Raw genomic sequence first — 19,082 nt, forward strand, 5'->3', positions numbered from 1 at the left:
CTGGATATGAAAAAAATAGGAATTTTGTTTGGAATGGAAAATACGTTTCCAAATGCTTTTATTGAAAGAGTGAACAGCAAAGGTGAAAACGGGATTATGGCCGAAGCCGTGACCATAGACAAGGTCATCCAGGCCGATCCTTCAGAATATGCGGTAATAATTGACCGTATTTCGCAGGATGTACCATTTTACCGGGCTTACCTTAAAAATGCCGCATTGTCTGGAACAGCGGTGATTAACAATCCCTTCTGGTGGAGCGCTGATGAGAAGTTCTTCAATAATGCGCTGGCCGAAAAAATAGGTGTGCCGGTACCTAAAACAGTTCTTTTGCCCTCAAAACAACGCCCTGACAATACTTCTGAAACTTCTTTCCGGAACCTGGCATTTCCGATGGCCTGGGAGGAGATTTTCCAGTATGTCGGATTTCCGGCTTATATGAAACCGCATGATGGCGGCGGCTGGAAAAGCGTTTACAGGGTGGTTAATCCACAGGATATGTGGCATAAACATGAGGAAACCGGACAGCTTGTGATGATGTTGCAGGAGGAAATCGTTTTCACAGACTACTTCCGCTGCTATTGCATTGGCCAGAAAGATGTGCTGATCATGCCCTACGAACCCAGAAACCCGCATCATTTAAGATACGCAGCGGAAATGAAAGCAACCGGGGAGGAAGGGGAAAAACTGCTTGCTACTATAAAGGATTACACGTTAAAACTGAATATAGCTCTGGGATACGACTTCAATACAGTCGAGTTTGCGGTGCGGGACGGTATCCCAATAGCAATAGATTTCTGCAACCCGGCACCGGACGCGGATATTTATTCGGTAGGCAGGGATAATTTTGAGTGGGTGGTAGAAGCTGCGGCGAATATGGCGATCGAGCGGGCCAAAAGTCAAGTGCCGGGCAAAACCAATCTGACCTGGGGTACATTTGTGAGCGATGCTCTCAAAGCTGCTGCTCCTGATCCAGCGCCTGTTTTGTCAGCCAAAGAGGTGAAAGTGAAAACAGTCACCCCTAAAAAGGCCTCAAAATCGGCAGAAGTAAAACCTGTTGAAATCGAAGAACCTGCACCAAAAGTGCCTACAAAAAAAGCGGCAGCAACCAAAGCTCCGGCTGCAAATTCAAAACTGAAGAAGTCGTAATCCTTCCATTCTCAACGAAGTTTCAATATGGCTAATTTCACCCTGGGGATAGAGGAAGAATTTCAGACCATCGATCCGGTCACACGGAACCTGCGGTCGCATATGTCCAAACTTGTGGAAGACGGCAAAATCACTCTAAAAGAACGCGTTAAGGCAGAAATGCATCAGGCCGTTGTGGAAGTAGGGACCAACATTTGTCACAACATCCAGGAAGCGCGGGAAGAAGTAACTTACCTGCGGAAGATGATCCTGGACCTGGCCGAAAAGCAGAACCTCCAGGTAGCAGCAGCCGGAACGCATCCTTTCGCCGACTGGGTCGAGCAGTTGATCACGCCTGATCCGCGCTATGATGAAATCATAGATGAAATGCGGGACGTGGCCCGCGGCAACCTGATTTTCGGTCTGCACGTGCATGTGGGAATTGAAAACCGTAACGAAGGCATCGAGATCATGAATGCCGTGCGTTATTTTCTTCCCCATATTTACGCGCTTTCTACCAACTCTCCTTTCTGGTGTGGCAGGAATACCGGGTTCAAATCTTACAGATCCAAGGTTTTTGATAAATTTCCACGGACCGGAATCCCCGATTTTTTTTCCAGCGCTGCGGAATATGATGAGTATGTGAACCTGCTGATCAAAACCAAGTGCATCGACAACGGGAAAAAGATATGGTGGGATATCCGCGTCCACCCGTTTTTCAACACCATCGAATTCAGAATGTGCGACGTGCCCATGCGTACCGACGAAACGATATGCCTGGCTGCAATCATGCAGGCACTGGTGGCCAAGATCCATAAATTGCACCGCATGAACCTCAGCTTCCGGCCTTACCACCGGATGCTGATCAATGAAAATAAATGGAGGGCGGCTCGCTATGGCATTCAAGGCAAGCTGATCGATTTCGGAAAGCAGGAAGAGGTCGATTACAGCATTCTGGTGATGGAATTGCTGGAATTCATTGACGATGTGATCGATGAACTGGGCAGCAGGAAAGAAATCGATTACATTCACAAAATAATGGAAATGGGCACCGGCGCCGACCGGCAACTTGCTGTTTTTGAGGAAACAGGAAGCCTGAATGCAGTCGTCGACTACATTGTGTCGGAGACAAAAATCGGGCTAGACTGAATTGAGATAGCCAGGCTGGCAATACTACCCTATTCCAGCTTTTTCCAATTCCGACCGAACTAACGGGGATTTTTTTACTGTTAAACTTATTTGCAGATTTATAAAACCCAAAAAGTTGGCCGTGTAGCGCTGTCAGCTTCAATCAAATGAATAACCAAAATCAACATTTCCGGATCGCGATCCTGGATATGTACAACGGAATTGAAAATGAAGGGATGCGGTGTATCAAAAAGATCATCACCGCGTTCGGTGAGAAGGAATCCGTACCCGTTACCTACACAATATTTGATGTCAGACAGAAACTGGAGATCCCGGACATGGAATTCGACGCCTATGTATCTTCCGGCGGTCCGGGCAATCCCACTCCTGCAGGAGAGGCCTGGGAACGAAAATTCTTTTATTTTCTTGACCAATTGCTCCAATACAATTCAGACCGTCACAACCGCACAAAAAAACATCTATTTCTGATCTGTCACTCGTTCCAGATGGCCTGCATACACTGGCAGCTCGCGAGTGTGAGCAAAAGAAGAAAAACATCTTTCGGAACCTTTCCTGTTTATAAAACACATTTTGGACGTAAGGATCCAATGTTAACTTCGCTGACGGACCCTTTCTGGATCGTCGATTCGCGTGATTTTCAGGTAACACAACCTAATCAGCTTTCTTTTGATAATATGGGGGCAAAATTGCTTTGCCTGGAAAAAATACGACCGCATGTGAAGCTGGAAAGGGCAGTGATGGCGATCAGGTTTTCCAACGAGATCATCGGAACTCAGTTTCATCCGGAAGCGGATGCGGAAGGTATGCTGCGTTATTTTTTGAGGGATGATAAAAAGGAAACCATCACTGCAAATTACGGCGCCGAAAAATACAATGATATGATCACACATTTGAATGATCCGGACAAGATCATGATGACGGAATCTGTCATCATCCCGGAGTTTCTTAAACATGCCTATCAGAAAACTTTTGCAAGCAGCGGAACCGCTGATCTTGTAAAATACTGAAAATGAATTCATTTCCCAGCATGCTGAAATATTGATCTATGCAAAAGGAAGCGCGTGAGGCATTCAACCGTTCGTTTACCGAAAAAAAATATCAGGAATTTGTAAAATCTATTGAAGCCTCATTTCCGGGCTCCCTGGATTTTCGCGTGGCCGAAACGCCTGTTTTTGTCCCTGCCGATTTGAAAGCAAAGCTCATTGAAGCTTCCGAAGACATTATAGCTACGATTTTGTCAGACGGTTTTAAAGAGAAAAATGATCGGGCAGTACCTCCCGGACAGCGTGTTCCCGGTGAAAATGCACATTCCTCTTTTCTGGCGATTGACTATGCGATCTGCAAGGATGAATCCGGAGAACTTGTACCCCAGTTGATCGAATTACAAGGCTTTCCGTCCATTTTTGGATATCAGGCTTTTTTATCCGAATCATTCAGAAAACATTTTGACGTACCCGAAAATTTCGATTATTGTTTTGGAGCAGACTCTTATGAAACCTATGCCAATAAACTGAAAAAACTGATTTTGGGGAATGAAGATCCGGAAAATGTAATCCTGCTCGAAATTTTCCCCGACAAACAGAAAACAAGGATTGATTTCCAAGTAACAGAACAAATGTTGGGTATCAAAACGGTTTGTTACACCAAATTGATCCGGGAAGGCCGGCAGCTTTTTTATTATCAAAATGGGCGTAAAATTCAGGTTAAGAGAATTTACAACAGACTCATATTTGATGACCTCCTGAATTATCCGGACCTTCAGACAAATTACCATTTTACGGACGATGTGGACGTTGCCTGGGTCGGACATCCCAATTGGTTTTTCAGGATCAGCAAATTTATTATGCCCTATCTGAGTGGAAAGTATGTTCCGGAAACCAGGTTTGTGAGTGATTATCAAAACGATTTCCCCTCAGATCTGGAAAATTATGTGCTCAAACCTTTGTTCTCATTTGCCGGCTCGGGCGTTAATCTTCATGTAACCAGGCCCGTTTTGAAAGCTCTTCCCGATCCACAAAACTACATTCTTCAGAAAAAAGTAAAGTATGAACCAGTTATCCAGGCACCTGACGGGTTGGTAAAATGTGAGATCCGGCTGATGTATGGTTGGGAAGATAAAGCTGCAAAGCCCGAACTTCTGATCAGTCTGAGCCGGTTGAGCCGGGGCGAGATGATCGGTGTGCGTTTCAACAAAGATTTCACCTGGGTGGGAGGAAGTGCCACTTTTTTCGAATAACTGATTAAGTATAATACAAAAAGATATTTTAATAAGTATTATACATTTTAAATGTATAAATAAATTCAAATGCACATATCGCATCGACAACATTTTTTCGACCATTTAGCACAAACCTCAGACTATCCGCTTGCGCTTGAAATTGACCGTGCCGAAGGTGTTTACATGTACGGTCCTGACGGAAAACAGTACCTCGACCTGATCTCCGGCATTGCAGTAAGCAACGTTGGCCACCGTCACCCGAAAGTATTGGCCGCAATACATGCACAGCTTGAAAAGCATATGCATCTTTTAGTTTATGGCGAGTATGTACAAAGTGCGCAAGTTCAATTGGCAAAGGCCCTTACCGACACTTTGAAAATCCAGTCCGCCGGCAAATCCCCGTTCGGGCTGATCGATAACGTTTATTTTACAAATTCCGGAACAGAAGCGGTTGAAGGGGCGATGAAGCTGGCTAAACGGTTTACGGGAAGAAAAGAATTTGTTTCTTGTTATGATGCTTACCATGGTGCAACCCAGGGCGCGCTGAGCCTGGCTGGTGCCGAGTTTTTCAAACGGAATTTCCGTCCTCTGCTACCGGGTATCCGGCATATCCAGCACGGAAATTTGTTTGACCTCGAAAGAATTACGGAGAAAACCGCGGCTGTTGTAATTGAAGTCATCGGAGGAGAATCCGGTGTAAGAATTCCCTCGCAGGAGTATTTTACCACCCTGAGAAATCGCTGCACAGACACAGGGACATTGCTGATTCTGGACGAGATCCAGACAGGATTTGGCCGGACAGGCAGTTTTTGGGCATTCGAACAATTTGATATTTATCCGGATATTTTGCTGAGTGCCAAGGGAATGGGCGGCGGAATGCCGATTGGTGCGTTTATGGCCTCGCAGAATATCATGGGGGTTCTAAAAAACAATCCTATTCTGGGGCACATCACTACGTTTGGCGGACATCCGGTCAGCTGCGCGTCTTCGCTGGCGGCTCTTCAGGTAACGCTGGACGAAAATCTAGCGGAAGCTGCCGTAGAAAAAGGAGAACTGTTCAAATCTTTGCTCGTACATTCTAAAATCAAGGAAGTAAGAGGCCGCGGACTTATGCTTGCCGCGCAAATGAGTTCTTTTGAGGAACTGAAAACAACAATCGACAGCTGTATCGAGAGGAGTTTGGTGACGGACTGGTTTCTCTTTTGCGACAATTCGATGCGCATAGCGCCTCCTCTGACAATCTCCACCGACCAAATCCGTGAAGCCTGTGCAGTAATTTTGGATGTTTTAAACAATTAACCAGAAAGATGAAGTACTCGATCGAAAATGATTTTCTGAGAATCTCGGTAGAAGAAGTCGGAGCCGAACTCTGCCAGATCCAATCCTCGGTAACGGGAAAGGAATTTATGTGGAATGCCGATCCTGAGGTTTGGGGCAGTTATGCACCAGTGCTTTTCCCGGCGATCGGAGCTATAAAAAATGGTTTTGTGAAATACAATGGCGGTGAATACAAAGTACCGAGACATGGTTTTATCAGAAACAATGCTAATGTAAAAATGATCGATCAAACCACGGACAGGCTTACGTTTGGGCTAAAATTCAGCGAAGAGACGCTGGCCATTTATCCTTTCAGGTTTGAATTCCGGATCACCTATCAACTCGATGGCAACCGGATTATCGTTCGCCACCAGATAAAAAATCACGATAAAGAAAAAATGCTTTTTTCGTTGGGCGGACACCCTGCTTTCAAGTGTCCGCTGAATGAAGACGAGGTATATGAGGACTATTATCTTGAATTCGAGAAAGTCGAAAACGATTCTACATGGCTGCTTGAAAAGGACGGACTGGTTGGGAAAAATACAAGGCCGGTGCTTGAAAATACCAACATTCTGCATCTGAACCCACATTTGTTTGACAATGATGCCTTGATTTTCAAACATCTGAAATCCAGAAAGGTGAGCCTTCGAAGTAATAAATCTTCACAGGTTGTAACTGTACATTACCAGGATTTCCCCTACCTGGGTATCTGGGCGAAGCCAAATGCGCATTTTGTTTGCATTGAACCTTGGCTTGGAATTGCGGATAATGCGGATTCAGACCAGGATTTTAACACAAAAGAAGGGATTATCAAACTTGCCGGCGGCGCGGAATTCGAGGCTGAGTTTTTGATTGAGGTTAGTGAGTAAATTTCGGCTCAGAAACTAGTGAAAATAAAAAAAGGCTCCTCGCGGAGCCTCTTTTATTGTATGAATAACAAAAGTGTAATTACACTGTTGCTTCGATTTGAGCATTCAATTTATCTTCAAGGGTCGTTTTAGGAACTACACCTACCACTTTATCAACCAATTGTCCTCCTTTGAAGATCATCAACGTAGGGATACTACGGATACCGAACTTAGCCGGAATCGAAGAATTCATATCTACGTCCATTTTACCAATAACAGCTTTTCCGTCATACTCGCCAGCCAATTGTTCAACAACCGGTCCGATCATCTTACAAGGACCGCACCACTCTGCCCAAAAATCTACAAGTACTGGTTTGTCTCCCTGGATAAGTTCTTCAAAGGTGCTATCGGTAATTTCAAGTGCTTTTCCCATGTCAAAATAATGTCTAATGTTATATATTATTAATGTGATCTAATAAGGAATAATACTAACTAAAAGTTCCTTAAAGAAGCATTCCTGATTTCAGTTTAAAGAGAATTTTACGCCATGGAATCCACTAAGCACTTTAAACAGTTCGTTAGTCGGCGAAACACGGTAGCTGCGGGACAGCATTTCCACTTCCAAGTGCGTTTCCGGGTCCACAACCGTCATATTGACTGCGCAGGATCCGGGATAACTGCTGAATGTATCGTTCAGTAAATGGATGAACTGTGCATCGATCTGGTCAAGTGTGAGGTTGATTTTTATCTTTCTGCACATTTTTTCACGTATTTCCGGCAAAAGCTGTATCTGTGATATCTTGAATTCAAACTGATCTTCCTGCTTCCACCGGTTCTGGACTTTTCCTTTTATATACAAAAACTGCCCTACTTGCAGGTAATTTTTGAAACGGATATAATCCTCACCACCCAAAAGCATTTCCATGGAGCCCCGGTAATCTTCGAGCTTGAAAATCATAAACAAACTTCCGTTACGTGACATGCGTTCCTGGGCACTGGTGACAATACCCCCCACATTAATATCCTTCCCAAAGTACTTCGGCGCCCTCTCATTTTCACCGATCTCCATCACTTTTTCCAGCGTACAGTTACAGAAATTATCCAGCTCAACCCGGAAAGTATCCAGAGGGTGACCTGAGATGTAAAAACCGACCACTTCCTGCTCATAACGCAGTTTCGCAAGATCATCCCAGGGAATGATGTCAGCGGGCTTTGGTTTCGCCAATGTAGAGTCCGACCCATCGGCAGACCCGAAAAGCGATGCCTGAGCCGAGGATTTTTCAGCATGGTAATTATTGGCATATCTGATCAGACGCTCTATAAAAGTACCGTTTTCCCCTGCTTCCGAAGCAAAATACTGCGCCCGGTGATATTCTGTAAAACAATCGAAACCGCCTGCGTACGCAAGACTTTCTATCGTTTTTTTGTTGACCGTCCGGAGGTTAACCCTGGTAATGAAATCAAAAATGTCCTTGAAAGGTCCATTCTGAGCCCTTTCTTCAATAATCGACTCTACTGCAGCGTCGCCGCTCCCTTTTACACCCGCCAGTCCGAAACGTATCTCACTTTTCAAATTCGCGTTAAACTGCCGGTCAGATTCATTGATATCAGGGCCCAGAACCTTGATCCCCTGATTTTTACATTCCTCCATAAAGAAGGTGATCTTTTCAATGTTGCCCAGCGAGCTCGTCAATACCGCCGACATATATTCGGCTGTGTAATGTGCTTTGAGATAAGCCGTCTGATACGCTACAAAAGCATAGCAAGTCGAGTGTGATTTATTAAATGCGTAGGATGCAAAAGCTTCCCAGTCTGTCCATATTTTTTCCAGTTTTTTGACATCCAGACCCTTCTCGGCGCCACCTTTCATGAAATCGCCTTTCATTTTGTTCAGCGTCTCAATCTGCTTTTTACCCATTGCCTTACGCAAAGTATCCGCCTGGCCTTTGGTAAATCCGCCCAGCTTCTGAGACAAAAGCATCACCTGCTCCTGGTAGACCGTAATACCATAAGTATCAGACAAATACTCTTCCAGCTCAGGTAAATCGTAGGTAATTTCCTCCTGCCCGTTTTTACGTCGGATAAAGTTCGGGATGTAAGCTATCGGCCCCGGACGGTACAAGGCGTTCATGGCGATCAAGTGCTCGAAACGATCGGGGATGAGGTCGCGCATGTGCTTTTTCATTCCGTCCGATTCAAACTGGAATATCGCATTAGTTTCTCCCCGTTGAAACAACTCGAATACTTTCGGATCGTCCAGCGGAATGTCGTCAATGACAATATCATGACCGTGGTTTTGCTTGATCAGTCGCAGGGCTTCTTTGATAATGGTCAGGTTTCGCAGACCCAAAAAGTCCATCTTGATTACACCCGCATCCTCGATAATCTTACCCTGGTACTGCGTGATCAGAAAATCAGAATCCTTGGAAGTACTCACCGGAATAATTTCCGTCAGATCACTCGGTGCAATGATAATACCTGCCGCATGGATGCCCGTGTTCCTGACAGTACCTTCAAGCCGTCTCGCTTCCTGCAACACACTGGCCTGCAAATCGTTGCCTAATGCTATGGCCCGCATTTTCTTAACATTGTCGAGCTCCTCCGGTGCAATACCTTCCTTTTTCATCAAACTACCCTCCCCTTCCAGCGGGGCCGTAAAAATACGGTTAAGAGTCATGTTATAAGTAGGCTTGTCGGGGACAAGCTTGGCCAGAGCGTTCGCCTCGATCAATGGCAGGTCCATAACCCGGGCCACATCTTTGATCGCCGATTTCGCAGCCATAGTACCATAGGTGACGATCTGCGCAACCTGGTTGTAACCATATTTTTTTACAACATAATCAATTACTTTCTGCCGGCCCTCGTCGTCAAAGTCCGTATCAATATCGGGTAGTGATATACGGTCAGGATTCAGGAAACGCTCAAAAAGGAGATCATATTTAATAGGATCAATATTGGTAATACCGGTGCAGTAGGCCACCACCGAGCCCGCCGCAGAACCACGGCCCGGGCCAATGAACACGCCCATTTTACGGCCTGCATCAATAAAATCCGCCACGATCAGGAAGTAACCCGGAAAGCCCATGTTGCGGATGGTGTTCAGCTCGAAATTGAGCCTTTCTTCAATCTCCGGCGTGATCGTGCCATATTTTTTGCGCCCACCTTCAAATGTGATATGCCGCAGGTACTCCCACTGGTTCAAAACATCGGCCGTAAGTTCCTTCTTCCCAACCATTTCCGACAATGTATGCGTCTTGAATTCTTCCGGGATCGGAAAATTGGGCAAAAGGATGTCTTTCCTCAAATCCAGCGTTTTGATCTTGTCAACGATTTCATTGGTATTGTCCAGCGATTCGGGCAGATCGTTGAACAACTGCATCATTTCACTGGTATTCTTGAAATAAAACTGGTCGTTAAAAAACGCGAAACGTGATCCTTTCGGAATACCTTTATCATCGTCAAAATCCTTGGCTGAAGGTGTGCTTTGCTTGTCACCGGTGTTGATACACAGCAAAATATCGTGTGCATTCCAGTCTTCCTGATCCACATAATGCGAATCGTTGGAAGCGATGATCTTGACATTATACTTTCTTGCGAACCTTACAAGTACTTCATTAACAATATATTGATCGCGGATTTCATGTCTTTGCAGCTCCACATAAAAGTCGTCGCCGAACAGATCCAGCCACCATCTGAACTCTTTCTCTGCTTCCTCCTCGCCTTTTCTCAAAATGGTTTTGGGTATGATCGCACCAATGCAGCAGGTTGTAGCAATTAATCCTTTGTGGTATTTGACGATCAGCTCCTTATCGATACGCGGATACTTACCATACATTCCCTCGATGAAACCCAGCGAACACATTTTGACAAGGTTCTTGTAACCGATTTCGTCTTTTGCAAGCAGCAACTGATGGTGGCGTACGTCCTTTTTATCTTTTGTAAACTGGCGTATGTGCCTGTCTTCCACCACATAAAATTCGCAGCCGACAATAGGCTTTACGCCCTGCTTGTTACCCTCCGCCACAAACTCGAAAACACCAAACATATTCCCATGGTCGGTGATCGCAACAGCAGGCATATTATCCGCCTTCGCTTTTTTAAACAGCTTTTTGATATCCGCTGCACCATCAAGCAGCGAAAATTGTGTGTGGCAGTGTAAATGAGAAAATTGCATATAGTAGAGTGAAATATTTCGAAGACTTGTTGACTACCTGTTCAGGACGTTCCGGCTATTGCTCGGCAGGTTGTTCATACAATACATAATTCATATAATCGGTAAAAGGTTTAAGGAGCTCAATCCCTTTCAAAACCTTTTGGCCGAAGTCTTTGGAAGCCACTTCTTTATCGGTAAAGCGATGCATGAAAAAAAGTTGTTTCCTTTTCAGCAATGCTATTTCTGGATGGTCTTTCGAATAACCTTTTGGCACAGTTTTGAGCGATTCTCCTTCAATTTCTGGGTAAAAACTTCTGAATTCCTGATCTTTGATGATCCCTTTCAGCTCATCCGCGTTGTAATCTATTTCCTGTCGGAACCTTCCGAGTTGTTCCGTCGTGACATCCCACATGCCACCCCCGAGAAACGTCTGGTTTCCAGGCTGTACCTGAATGTAATAGTCAATCTTTCCTGAACTTTTGCCTCCCGGACCGATTCCCGCGCTGAGGTTATTTTTGTAAGGGGCCTTATTTTTTGAAAACCTGATATCCCTGTTGATTCGTAAAAGACATTCTTTAACCTGCAGATTTCCCAGATCCTGGAACTTCCCTACCTCCCCGATCAGGTATCCTACCAGACTTTCCATATCCGCTTTCGCAGCGTCATAAAGTTTTCTGTTTTCCTGAAACCATTCGCGGTTGTTGTTTTCTGCTAAGAGACTGAGAAAGTGAAGTGTTTTGGATTCCATCGTATTTTAATGAAGCTATAAAATTCAAATTTACTACGTTTTCTTGTTCAATTTAACGAATTTTGGCAATTAGAAAGACGATTCTTTCTTCAAAACTGATAATCAACCGGAAAGCATGAACGTCCAATTTTTGTCAAACGAAAAGGGTAAAAAAACCGCTGTTGTGATTCCTATCAAAGATTGGGAAGAGATTCAGGAGAAGCTGGACCGGGAGAAATTTTTCAATTCTTTGAGTAAATCTGTTCAGGAAATGAAATTGATGAAAGAAGGAAAAATTCCGGAGCCTGATATAAATGAGTTATTTAATGACTGAAATAACTTATACCGCAGAATTTAAGAGAGAGTTCAAGAGACTGTCAAAAAAATTCGTTTCGTTAGACGAGGACATGCACACACTCATCGATGAATTAAGCCGAAATCCGGCGCAGGGGCAGGCGCTTGGAAAAAACATCTTCAAAATTCGCCTTGGTATTAAGAGCAAAGGAAAAGGAAAGAGCGGCGGAGCGCGAATTATCAGTTATTTTTATTCGGATGGCGACAAATTGTATCTACTTTATATTTATGACAAATCAGAGCGACAATCAATATCGAATAAAGAAATCCGCTCATTAATCGATTCTATCATAAACTAATATAATCCATTTCCCCATTACCTATAATCAATTAAATGGCCAGAATCCTTACAGGAATTCAAAGTAGCGGACGCCCGCATTTGGGCAATATTTTAGGAGCAATCCTGCCGGGTATCGAACTTTCCCGGGACCCGCAAAACGAATCCTTCTTTTTTATCGCAGACCTTCATTCACTTACTACCCTAAAAAACGGCACCGAGCGCGAGGAATATGTACGGGCAGTAGCCGCCTCCTGGCTCGCTTTCGGGTTTGATTTCAATAAAAATACATTCTGGCGTCAGTCCAGGGTTCAGGAACATACGGAACTGGCCTGGTACCTCAATTGCTTCACGCCTTTTCCAATGCTTGCCAACGCAACTTCTTTTAAAGAAAAGGCGGAGAAATTATCGGATGTCAATGCAGGGCTTTTTACTTATCCGGTATTGCAGGCAGCTGACATTTTGCTTTATGATGCCAATATCATCCCCGTAGGCAAGGATCAAAAACAACACCTGGAAATGACTAAAGACATTGCCAGCCGGTTCAATCTGCTGGCGGGCGAGGAAATCCTGGTACTTCCGGAGCCCCGGATAGACGAACGTATCATGACCATCCCCGGCATTGACGGCCAAAAAATGAGCAAGTCTTATAACAACTACATTGACATATTCCTTCCTGAAAATGAGTTAAAGAAAGTCATTAAGAAGATCGTCTCCGATTCAAAACAACTGGAAGAGCCCAAAGACCCAGAACAGGATATCACATTCAAGCTATATTCACTGGTGGCCTCAGATACTGATATCGCGGCCATGCGTCAGAATTACCTGAATGGCGGATATGGTTATGGTCATGCGAAACAGGCTTTGCTTGAATGTATGCTGGAAAAATTTGCCGAACCCCGTCGTATTTTCAATTATTACATGGAAAACAATGACGAGCTCGAATCGATTTTGATACAGGGTGAAGCCAAGGCACGGGCGATTGCACAGACAACGATCGAAAAAGTAAGGAAAGTCCTTGGTTTCAGCTCATGACAGAGACAATTGATGCACTGATCCGCCAGGACCAGCAATTTTTTTTATGGCTGAATGGCATGCATTCCCCTCTCATGGATACGCTGATGTATTGGATCACATACAAATACACCTGGATCCCGATGTATCTGGTGCTTGTAACGCTGACGCTCAGGGAGGACAGGAAAAAAGGCCTTTTTAAGCTTCTGATAGTTCTGATCGCGGTGATCGTTGCAGACAAAATCACTTCCGGACTGATGAAGCCCTATTATATGAGATTTCGCCCCTGTCATGAACCGGCATTGCAAGGATTGGTCCATCGGGTAACCGATTGCGGAGGCCTTTACGGATTTGCATCCTCGCATGCTTCCACGAGTTTTGCAGTAGCTGTAACATGGTTTGTCATGCTCAGAAATAGCGTCCGTTATATAGGAGTGATCTTTGTCTGGGCTGCTATTTACTCTTACAGCCGGGTGTATGTAGGCGTTCATTATCCCGGTGACATCCTGATCGGGGCATTTGTAGGACTCGCTTCCGGATGGGCAGCTATTTGTCTTAACAATACTTTTTTGAAAAGATATTATCTTAATTAATTGATTTTATTTAATTTTGCGCAAATTTTAAGTTGGCCATGGGTTCATTTAACACAGTAAAGATCTTTTCGGGAAGTCAATCCGAATATTTGGCCAAAGACATTGCCAGGTATTATGGCAAAGAGCTGGGGGGTTATACTTTAAGAAAATTCAGTGATGGCGAACTGTCACCAAGTTTTGAAGAATCCATAAGAGGCTGCGACGTATTTTTGATTCAGTCGACCTTTCCTCCCGCGGACAATTTGCTCGAATTGTTACTGATGGTGGACGCCGCACGTCGCGCCTCCGCTCATTACGTGACTGTGGTAATTCCTTATTTCGGTTATGCGCGCCAGGATAGAAAAGACAAGCCGCGCGTTGCTATTGCTGCAAAAGTTGTAGCTAATTTGCTGACATCAGTTGGTGTAGACAGATTAATGACCGTCGATCTTCATGCAGGCCAGATACAGGGGTTTTTCGATTTGCCTGTTGACCACCTCGAGGGAACGTCCATTTTTGTTCCCTACATCAAATCCCTGAACCTGAAAAACCTCCTGATCGCTTCCCCGGATATGGGTGGTGCAGCGCGGGCACGGAATTTTGCTAAGTTCCTGAATGTGGACATGATCCTTTGCGATAAGCATCGGAAAAGGGCCAATGAAATTGCCAGTATGCAGGTGATCGGCGATGTGGAAGGGATGGATGTAGTGCTTGTGGATGACTTGATTGACACCGGTGGAACGTTGTGCAAAGCTGCGGAGCTCATTCTTGAAAAAGGCGCAAATTCTGTCAGAGCGATTAGTACTCACGCCATTATGTCGGGAAAAGCGCACGAAAACATCGCAAATTCTGTTCTGGAAGAGTTGATCATTACAGATACGATCCCTTTGAAGCAACATAATGAAAAAATTCGCGTACTGTCAGTTGCTGAGCTTTTCGCAAAAGCAATAGGCCGTATCCGTGATCACGAATCTATTAGTTCATTGTTTATAAATAATCAGTAAATTTTTATTTTTTTAACTTTCTAATTAAATATTCTTATGAAAACGCATGAGATTGTAGGGTTTAAAAGAGCGAATCTCGGCAAGACGGAAGCCATGGAACTTCGTTCGCAGGGTTATGTTCCGTCTGTGCTGTACGGTGGAAACGAGCAGGTACATTTTTACGCACCGGCCATGTTATTCCGCGAATTGCTTTTCACACCGGATATTTTTAATGTCACTCTGAATATCGAGGGTACTTTATATAATGCCATATTGCAAGAAAAACAGTTCCACCCTGTTAATGATTCTCTGATCCACGCCGACTTTCTTCAAATCATAGATGGCAAGGAAATTAAAGTGGATGTACCTGTTAAATTGACTGGTACTTCATCCGGAGTAATGAAAGGTGGTAAAATGAACCAAAAATTGCGTAAATTGCGTGTACAAGGTTTGGCGAAGAACATTCCAGACTATGTTAATGTTGATGTAACTGAACTGGATTTAGGTAAATCTGTTAAAGTGGGAGCAATTAAAGCTGAAAATTTTGTTATATTGACAGCCGCAAGCAACCCGATTGCCTCAGTTGAGATCCCACGTGCACTGAGAGGTACGCTTGGTAAATAAGTATTTTATTTTTCATGGCTAATAGATGCAAACGTGCCGACCTTTGGTCGGCATATTTGTTTTACAGGTAACCAGTTACAGATCAATTCATTAAATTAATCACTCTTTCTTTATGGATAAAATATTTGCGCTCGACTGGCAGGCAATGCTTATTCCAAGCCAATCTTTACTGGAAGTATTTATAAGAGGAACGGTCACTTACTGGATTATTTATCTGTGTCTCCGGATTTTCCGGCGGGGAACCGGTCAGTTGAGTATCAGCGATTTGCTGCTCATAACCATGATCTCAGATGCAGCCCAAAATGCAATGGCGGGAACCTATAATTCGATCAGCGAAGGGGCTGTGTTGATCGTCACTTTGATCTTCTGGGATTACGCGATCGACTATATCGGTTATAAGAAGATCCTCTTCGGCAACATCGCGAAACCTGACCCCATACTGCTGATCAGGAACGGCAAATTGCTCCATGCCAATATGGAAAAACAACTGATCGATGAAGACGAGCTGATCGGTCTGCTGAGGGAAAAAGAAGTGGACGATTACAGAAAAGTTAAAACCTGTTACCTGGAAGCGACCGGTAACATCAGCGTTATCCTGAAAGAAAAATCCTGATCAATCAGGCAGAAACAAAAGTATACCAGTCTTTGATCTGCTTCACCAGTACTTCATTGATCCGGACATAACTCTCATGCGTCCAGCCTCCGATATGCGGAGTTAAAACCACATTGTCGGAAGTCCGCAGATAATCAAATGATTCCTGCTGTGCCGCGGTAAGTTTGTCCAGTTTCTCATTTTCAAGCACATCGAGGCAGGCACCCCTTACTTTCCCAGATCTCAATCCGTTTACTACCGCGTCAAGCTCCACAATTTCGCCCCTTGACAAATTCAGAAGAAAAAACGGCCTGGAAAAACGCTCAATAAAATCCCTGTTGATCCAGTTTCGGCTCTCCTTTGTTAAGGGAATATGCAGGCTGAGAATATCGGCCTCACTCATAATTTGCTCCACGCTGGCCTCCTCGGCAAAAGCATCCCCATAATTGTCACGATACTTATCATAGACCAGTACGCGGCATCCAAACCCGCTTAATCTTTTAGCAGTTGCGGTTCCGTTGTTCCCGTACCCGATAATCCCCACTGTTTTACCCATCAACTCCACACCTCTGTTACCTTCCCTGTCCCAGATTCCTTTTCTTACTTCCCGGTCGGCTTTAAGTATGTTGTTAAAAAGTGAAAGCAACATACCCAACGCATGTTCAGCGACTGCATCCCTGTTCCCGGTACCTGCATGAAAAACCTCAATACCCCTCTCCTTCGCCTCATCCAGGTCAATAAGGTCCAAGCCGGCACCGGCGCGCGCGATAAATTTTAGCTTTTCCGCACCTGACAGCAGTTCATGATCTAAATAGGTTTTGCTTCGGATAATGAGGCCTTCATATTCAGGAAGGGCGCGCTTGATGTCGTCACGAATAAACTTGGGATGATATGAATAATCCCAGCCCTGCTCATCCAGCATGTTGAAAAGTGAGGGATGCATAGAGTCTGCAATTAGGATTTTCATGGGAGCACAGGATTTTTTGTAACTTGCCGATCGAATAGTTTCGCAAAAGTAATACAGAAATACTCAGAAGAACAGATACAATATCATTTTAGCTACATGAGCGATCAAATCAACGATAAACCCATAATAGGAATTACGATTGGAGATTATAACGGAATAGGCCCCGAAGTTATCCTGAAAGCACTGGAAGGAAACCAGTTAGCAAAACTCTGCACACCCGTCATTTATGGTTCACTGAGGGTTTTGAACCAATACAGAAATCTTCTTGAAATGAAGGACTGGACTTTGCATGGGATCCAGAAGGTAGAGCAGATCAATCATAAATTAACAAATGTGATCACCTGCTGGCACGATCACCAAACAGAGATCCATCCGGGAAAGATCACAGCCGAGGCCGGCCAGGGATCGCTTGCATCCCTGAAACGTGCAGTTGAGGACTTAAAAGAAGGAAAAATAAAAGCCCTGGTTACCGGACCGATCAACAAGGACAACATCCAGAGTGAAACCTTCCAATTTCCCGGGCATACAGAATACCTGGCTCAGGAATTTAAAAAGGAAGACGCGCTGATGTTTATGGTATCGGGTGATCTGCGCGTGGGAGTTCTCACCGGCCACATACCGCTGGAACACGTACGGGCCAACATTACCGCGGAAAAGCTGACAGCGAAACTTGATCAGATCATACTATCGCTGAAGGACGATTTCGGAATTAAAAAACCTCGGGTAGCGGTGCTGGGCCTTAACCCGCACGCGGGAGAAAACGGATTGCTCGGCAACGAAGAGATTGACATTATCAAACCCGTATTGCAGACTTTTAAAGATAAAGGCAACCTGGTTTTTGGCCCTTTTCCCGCCGACGGCTTTTTTGCAGCCGGTACTTACCGTCAGTATGATGCTATACTTGCGATGTACCACGACCAGGGCTTGATACCTTTTAAAACCCTTGCTTTCAACGAAGGAGTCAATTTTACAGCTGGCCTGTCAGCTGTACGTACCTCCCCGGACCACGGAACAGCTTATAATATAGCCGGCAAAAACCTCGCAGAACCAGGTTCACTTTTACAGGCCATTTATCTGGCTTGCGATGTTTCAAAATTTCGCCAGACCAACCAGGAGATCAATCAGAACGCGTTGGTCTCCAAACCACAACCATCTGAAAGTCAACACCCTGCCAAGTCGGGAGGAAAACAGAGATATAACTGATCAGATCCCGAATCAACTTGCGGGACCTACATTTCTATTTTATAATCACAGGAATTAAAGAAATTCAACATGCTAAAATCAATGACCGGGTACGGTGTATCCAACATCGAATCCGATTCAATCAATGTAACGGTTGAAATTAAAACGCTCAATTCCAAGTTTCTGGACATCTATTGTCGTATCCCCAGAAATTTCTCGGAAAGGGAAATCGAAATACGTAACCTGATCACCCAGTCACTTGAGAGAGGGAAAGTGGAGTTTACGCTGTCCGTGCAGCCTATTGGCAAAACAGTAGCTTCCACTTCCGTAAACCGTGCGTTGGTTTCTGCATATTTCAGGGATCTTTCAGACACTTCCAAAGGGTTGGATTTCGAAGCAGATCCCACTGAATTACTGCGGATAGCCCTTCAAATGCCAAATGCCTACAACAATGAAACTGTAGATGATTCAAGCAAGGAAAATGACTGGACACAGATCAAGGTAGCAGTCATGGAAGCACTCAGAAAATGTACTGTTTTCAGGGAGCAGGAAGGTAAGATGACCGCCGATAAATTCGAAGAATACATTAAAACAATCGAAAACCTGCTCGCCGAAGTGATTGAACAAGATAAACTCAGGATACCGGCAGTGCGGGAAAGGCTTGAAAAACAGGTCCGTGAATTATTGTCAGACGACAACTTTGACACGAACCGGTTTGAGCAGGAGCTGATCTATTATGTGGAAAAATTCGATATTTCGGAAGAAAAAATCAGGCTGGCCAATCACCTCACCTATTTCTCCGAAACCTTGAAAGCGTCGGAAAGCAACGGGAAAAAATTGAATTTCATTGCCCAGGAAATCGGACGGGAAATCAATACGATCGGTTCCAAGGCGAATGATGTGTCCATTCAGCACCTGGTAGTCCGCATGAAAGACGAACTGGAAAAGATCAAGGAACAAACCATGAATATCATTTAAGG

19 protein-coding genes are annotated in these 19,082 nt (G+C 44.5%); 15 read left to right on the forward strand and 4 right to left on the reverse strand.

The window, feature by feature from the left end:
* Window positions 1–6 precede the first annotated feature (6 nt).
* From FBF61_RS00605 to FBF61_RS00630, 6 genes are all read left to right on the forward strand, one after another.
* A complete protein-coding gene (locus FBF61_RS00605) occupies window positions 7–1,146 on the forward strand; it encodes an ATP-grasp domain-containing protein (protein WP_138475162.1) in 1,140 nt (379 codons plus the stop codon).
* A 27-nt stretch (window positions 1,147–1,173) separates the two neighbouring features.
* On the forward strand, window positions 1,174–2,274 hold the full coding sequence (locus FBF61_RS00610; RefSeq protein ID WP_138475164.1) for a carboxylate-amine ligase: 1,101 nt from the start codon (window positions 1,174–1,176) through the stop codon (window positions 2,272–2,274).
* 146 nt (window positions 2,275–2,420) lie between these two features.
* The gene (locus FBF61_RS00615; RefSeq protein ID WP_138475165.1) at window positions 2,421–3,281 is read left to right on the forward strand and encodes a type 1 glutamine amidotransferase; all 861 of its coding nucleotides are present in this window, start codon (window positions 2,421–2,423) and stop codon (window positions 3,279–3,281) included.
* 38 nt (window positions 3,282–3,319) lie between these two features.
* On the forward strand, window positions 3,320–4,510 hold the full coding sequence (locus FBF61_RS00620) for a hypothetical protein (RefSeq protein WP_138475167.1): 1,191 nt from the start codon (window positions 3,320–3,322) through the stop codon (window positions 4,508–4,510).
* A gap of 69 nt (window positions 4,511–4,579) precedes the next feature.
* A complete protein-coding gene (locus tag FBF61_RS00625) occupies window positions 4,580–5,791 on the forward strand; it encodes an aspartate aminotransferase family protein (RefSeq protein ID WP_138475169.1) in 1,212 nt (403 codons plus the stop codon).
* A gap of 8 nt (window positions 5,792–5,799) precedes the next feature.
* The gene (locus FBF61_RS00630) at window positions 5,800–6,678 is read left to right on the forward strand and encodes an aldose 1-epimerase family protein (protein WP_138475171.1); all 879 of its coding nucleotides are present in this window, start codon (window positions 5,800–5,802) and stop codon (window positions 6,676–6,678) included.
* A 79-nt stretch (window positions 6,679–6,757) separates the two neighbouring features.
* Here FBF61_RS00630 and trxA read toward each other — a convergent pair whose 3' ends face one another.
* The 3 genes from trxA to FBF61_RS00645 form a co-directional block, all read right to left on the reverse strand.
* Window positions 6,758–7,090 carry a thioredoxin gene (trxA, locus tag FBF61_RS00635; protein WP_138475173.1) on the reverse strand — a complete coding sequence of 111 codons (333 nt, stop codon included), beginning with the start codon at window positions 7,088–7,090 and terminating at the stop codon, window positions 6,758–6,760.
* Between the two features lie 90 nt (window positions 7,091–7,180).
* Window positions 7,181–10,831, reverse strand: a complete 3,651-nt coding sequence (dnaE, locus tag FBF61_RS00640; RefSeq protein ID WP_138475175.1) for a DNA polymerase III subunit alpha — start codon at window positions 10,829–10,831, stop codon at window positions 7,181–7,183.
* 55 nt (window positions 10,832–10,886) lie between these two features.
* Window positions 10,887–11,558 carry a DUF2461 domain-containing protein gene (locus tag FBF61_RS00645; RefSeq protein WP_138475177.1) on the reverse strand — a complete coding sequence of 224 codons (672 nt, stop codon included), beginning with the start codon at window positions 11,556–11,558 and terminating at the stop codon, window positions 10,887–10,889.
* 115 nt (window positions 11,559–11,673) lie between these two features.
* On the opposite strand from FBF61_RS00645, the gene FBF61_RS00650 reads away from it, so the two are divergent.
* The 7 genes from FBF61_RS00650 to FBF61_RS00680 all read left to right on the forward strand — a co-directional run bounded on the left by FBF61_RS00650 (window position 11,674) and on the right by FBF61_RS00680 (window position 15,974).
* Window positions 11,674–11,871 carry a hypothetical protein gene (locus FBF61_RS00650; protein ID WP_138475179.1) on the forward strand — a complete coding sequence of 66 codons (198 nt, stop codon included), beginning with the start codon at window positions 11,674–11,676 and terminating at the stop codon, window positions 11,869–11,871.
* On the forward strand, window positions 11,864–12,190 hold the full coding sequence (locus FBF61_RS00655) for a type II toxin-antitoxin system RelE/ParE family toxin (protein WP_229214864.1): 327 nt from the start codon (window positions 11,864–11,866) through the stop codon (window positions 12,188–12,190). Before FBF61_RS00650 ends, FBF61_RS00655 begins: the two co-directional genes overlap by 8 nt.
* Before the next feature lie 35 nt (window positions 12,191–12,225).
* The gene (gene trpS / locus FBF61_RS00660; RefSeq protein ID WP_138475183.1) at window positions 12,226–13,203 is read left to right on the forward strand and encodes a tryptophan--tRNA ligase; all 978 of its coding nucleotides are present in this window, start codon (window positions 12,226–12,228) and stop codon (window positions 13,201–13,203) included.
* Window positions 13,200–13,775, forward strand: coding sequence for a phosphatase PAP2 family protein (locus FBF61_RS00665; protein ID WP_138475185.1), 576 nt, complete (start codon window positions 13,200–13,202; stop codon window positions 13,773–13,775). Before trpS ends, FBF61_RS00665 begins: the two co-directional genes overlap by 4 nt.
* A 38-nt stretch (window positions 13,776–13,813) precedes the next feature.
* Window positions 13,814–14,758, forward strand: a complete 945-nt coding sequence (locus FBF61_RS00670) for a ribose-phosphate pyrophosphokinase (protein WP_138475186.1) — start codon at window positions 13,814–13,816, stop codon at window positions 14,756–14,758.
* A gap of 36 nt (window positions 14,759–14,794) precedes the next feature.
* Complete coding sequence (locus FBF61_RS00675) at window positions 14,795–15,361, forward strand: 50S ribosomal protein L25/general stress protein Ctc (protein WP_138475189.1); 567 nt, start codon at window positions 14,795–14,797, stop codon at window positions 15,359–15,361.
* Between the two features lie 112 nt (window positions 15,362–15,473).
* Window positions 15,474–15,974 (forward strand): DUF421 domain-containing protein, encoded by a 501-nt coding sequence (locus tag FBF61_RS00680; RefSeq protein WP_138475191.1) that lies wholly within the window; start codon window positions 15,474–15,476, stop codon window positions 15,972–15,974.
* A 4-nt stretch (window positions 15,975–15,978) separates the two neighbouring features.
* Here FBF61_RS00680 and FBF61_RS00685 read toward each other — a convergent pair whose 3' ends face one another.
* Window positions 15,979–16,920 carry a 2-hydroxyacid dehydrogenase gene (locus FBF61_RS00685; RefSeq protein ID WP_138475192.1) on the reverse strand — a complete coding sequence of 314 codons (942 nt, stop codon included), beginning with the start codon at window positions 16,918–16,920 and terminating at the stop codon, window positions 15,979–15,981.
* 96 nt (window positions 16,921–17,016) lie between these two features.
* Between FBF61_RS00685 and pdxA the strand changes: the two genes are divergently transcribed.
* Together pdxA and FBF61_RS00695 are read left to right on the forward strand one after the other, a co-directional pair.
* Window positions 17,017–18,123: a 4-hydroxythreonine-4-phosphate dehydrogenase PdxA gene (pdxA, locus tag FBF61_RS00690; protein WP_138475194.1), complete on the forward strand. Its 1,107-nt coding sequence runs from the start codon at window positions 17,017–17,019 to the stop codon at window positions 18,121–18,123.
* Between the two features lie 69 nt (window positions 18,124–18,192).
* Entirely contained in the window at window positions 18,193–19,080 is an 888-nt protein-coding gene (locus tag FBF61_RS00695; protein WP_138475196.1) for a YicC/YloC family endoribonuclease, read from the forward strand.
* Window positions 19,081–19,082: the final 2 nt, after the last annotated feature.

Origin of the sequence: Dyadobacter bucti, from assembly GCF_005869225.1 — a bacterium.
In the GTDB taxonomy this organism is placed as follows: Bacteria; Bacteroidota; Bacteroidia; order Cytophagales; family Spirosomataceae; genus Dyadobacter; species Dyadobacter bucti.

Coding starts and splice junctions, on each gene's coding strand:
- FBF61_RS00605 (WP_138475162.1), top strand. CDS start 7: ATGAAAAAAATAGGAATTTTGTTTGGAATGGAAAATACGTTTCCAAAT.
- FBF61_RS00610 (WP_138475164.1), top strand. CDS start 1,174: ATGGCTAATTTCACCCTGGGGATAGAGGAAGAATTTCAGACCATCGAT.
- FBF61_RS00615 (WP_138475165.1), top strand. CDS start 2,421: ATGAATAACCAAAATCAACATTTCCGGATCGCGATCCTGGATATGTAC.
- FBF61_RS00620 (WP_138475167.1), top strand. CDS start 3,320: ATGCAAAAGGAAGCGCGTGAGGCATTCAACCGTTCGTTTACCGAAAAA.
- FBF61_RS00625 (WP_138475169.1), top strand. CDS start 4,580: ATGCACATATCGCATCGACAACATTTTTTCGACCATTTAGCACAAACC.
- FBF61_RS00630 (WP_138475171.1), top strand. CDS start 5,800: ATGAAGTACTCGATCGAAAATGATTTTCTGAGAATCTCGGTAGAAGAA.
- trxA (WP_138475173.1), bottom strand. CDS start 7,090: ATGGGAAAAGCACTTGAAATTACCGATAGCACCTTTGAAGAACTTATC.
- dnaE (WP_138475175.1), bottom strand. CDS start 10,831: ATGCAATTTTCTCATTTACACTGCCACACACAATTTTCGCTGCTTGAT.
- FBF61_RS00645 (WP_138475177.1), bottom strand. CDS start 11,558: ATGGAATCCAAAACACTTCACTTTCTCAGTCTCTTAGCAGAAAACAAC.
- FBF61_RS00650 (WP_138475179.1), top strand. CDS start 11,674: ATGAACGTCCAATTTTTGTCAAACGAAAAGGGTAAAAAAACCGCTGTT.
- FBF61_RS00655 (WP_229214864.1), top strand. CDS start 11,864: ATGACTGAAATAACTTATACCGCAGAATTTAAGAGAGAGTTCAAGAGA.
- trpS (WP_138475183.1), top strand. CDS start 12,226: ATGGCCAGAATCCTTACAGGAATTCAAAGTAGCGGACGCCCGCATTTG.
- FBF61_RS00665 (WP_138475185.1), top strand. CDS start 13,200: ATGACAGAGACAATTGATGCACTGATCCGCCAGGACCAGCAATTTTTT.
- FBF61_RS00670 (WP_138475186.1), top strand. CDS start 13,814: ATGGGTTCATTTAACACAGTAAAGATCTTTTCGGGAAGTCAATCCGAA.
- FBF61_RS00675 (WP_138475189.1), top strand. CDS start 14,795: ATGAAAACGCATGAGATTGTAGGGTTTAAAAGAGCGAATCTCGGCAAG.
- FBF61_RS00680 (WP_138475191.1), top strand. CDS start 15,474: ATGGATAAAATATTTGCGCTCGACTGGCAGGCAATGCTTATTCCAAGC.
- FBF61_RS00685 (WP_138475192.1), bottom strand. CDS start 16,920: ATGAAAATCCTAATTGCAGACTCTATGCATCCCTCACTTTTCAACATG.
- pdxA (WP_138475194.1), top strand. CDS start 17,017: ATGAGCGATCAAATCAACGATAAACCCATAATAGGAATTACGATTGGA.
- FBF61_RS00695 (WP_138475196.1), top strand. CDS start 18,193: ATGCTAAAATCAATGACCGGGTACGGTGTATCCAACATCGAATCCGAT.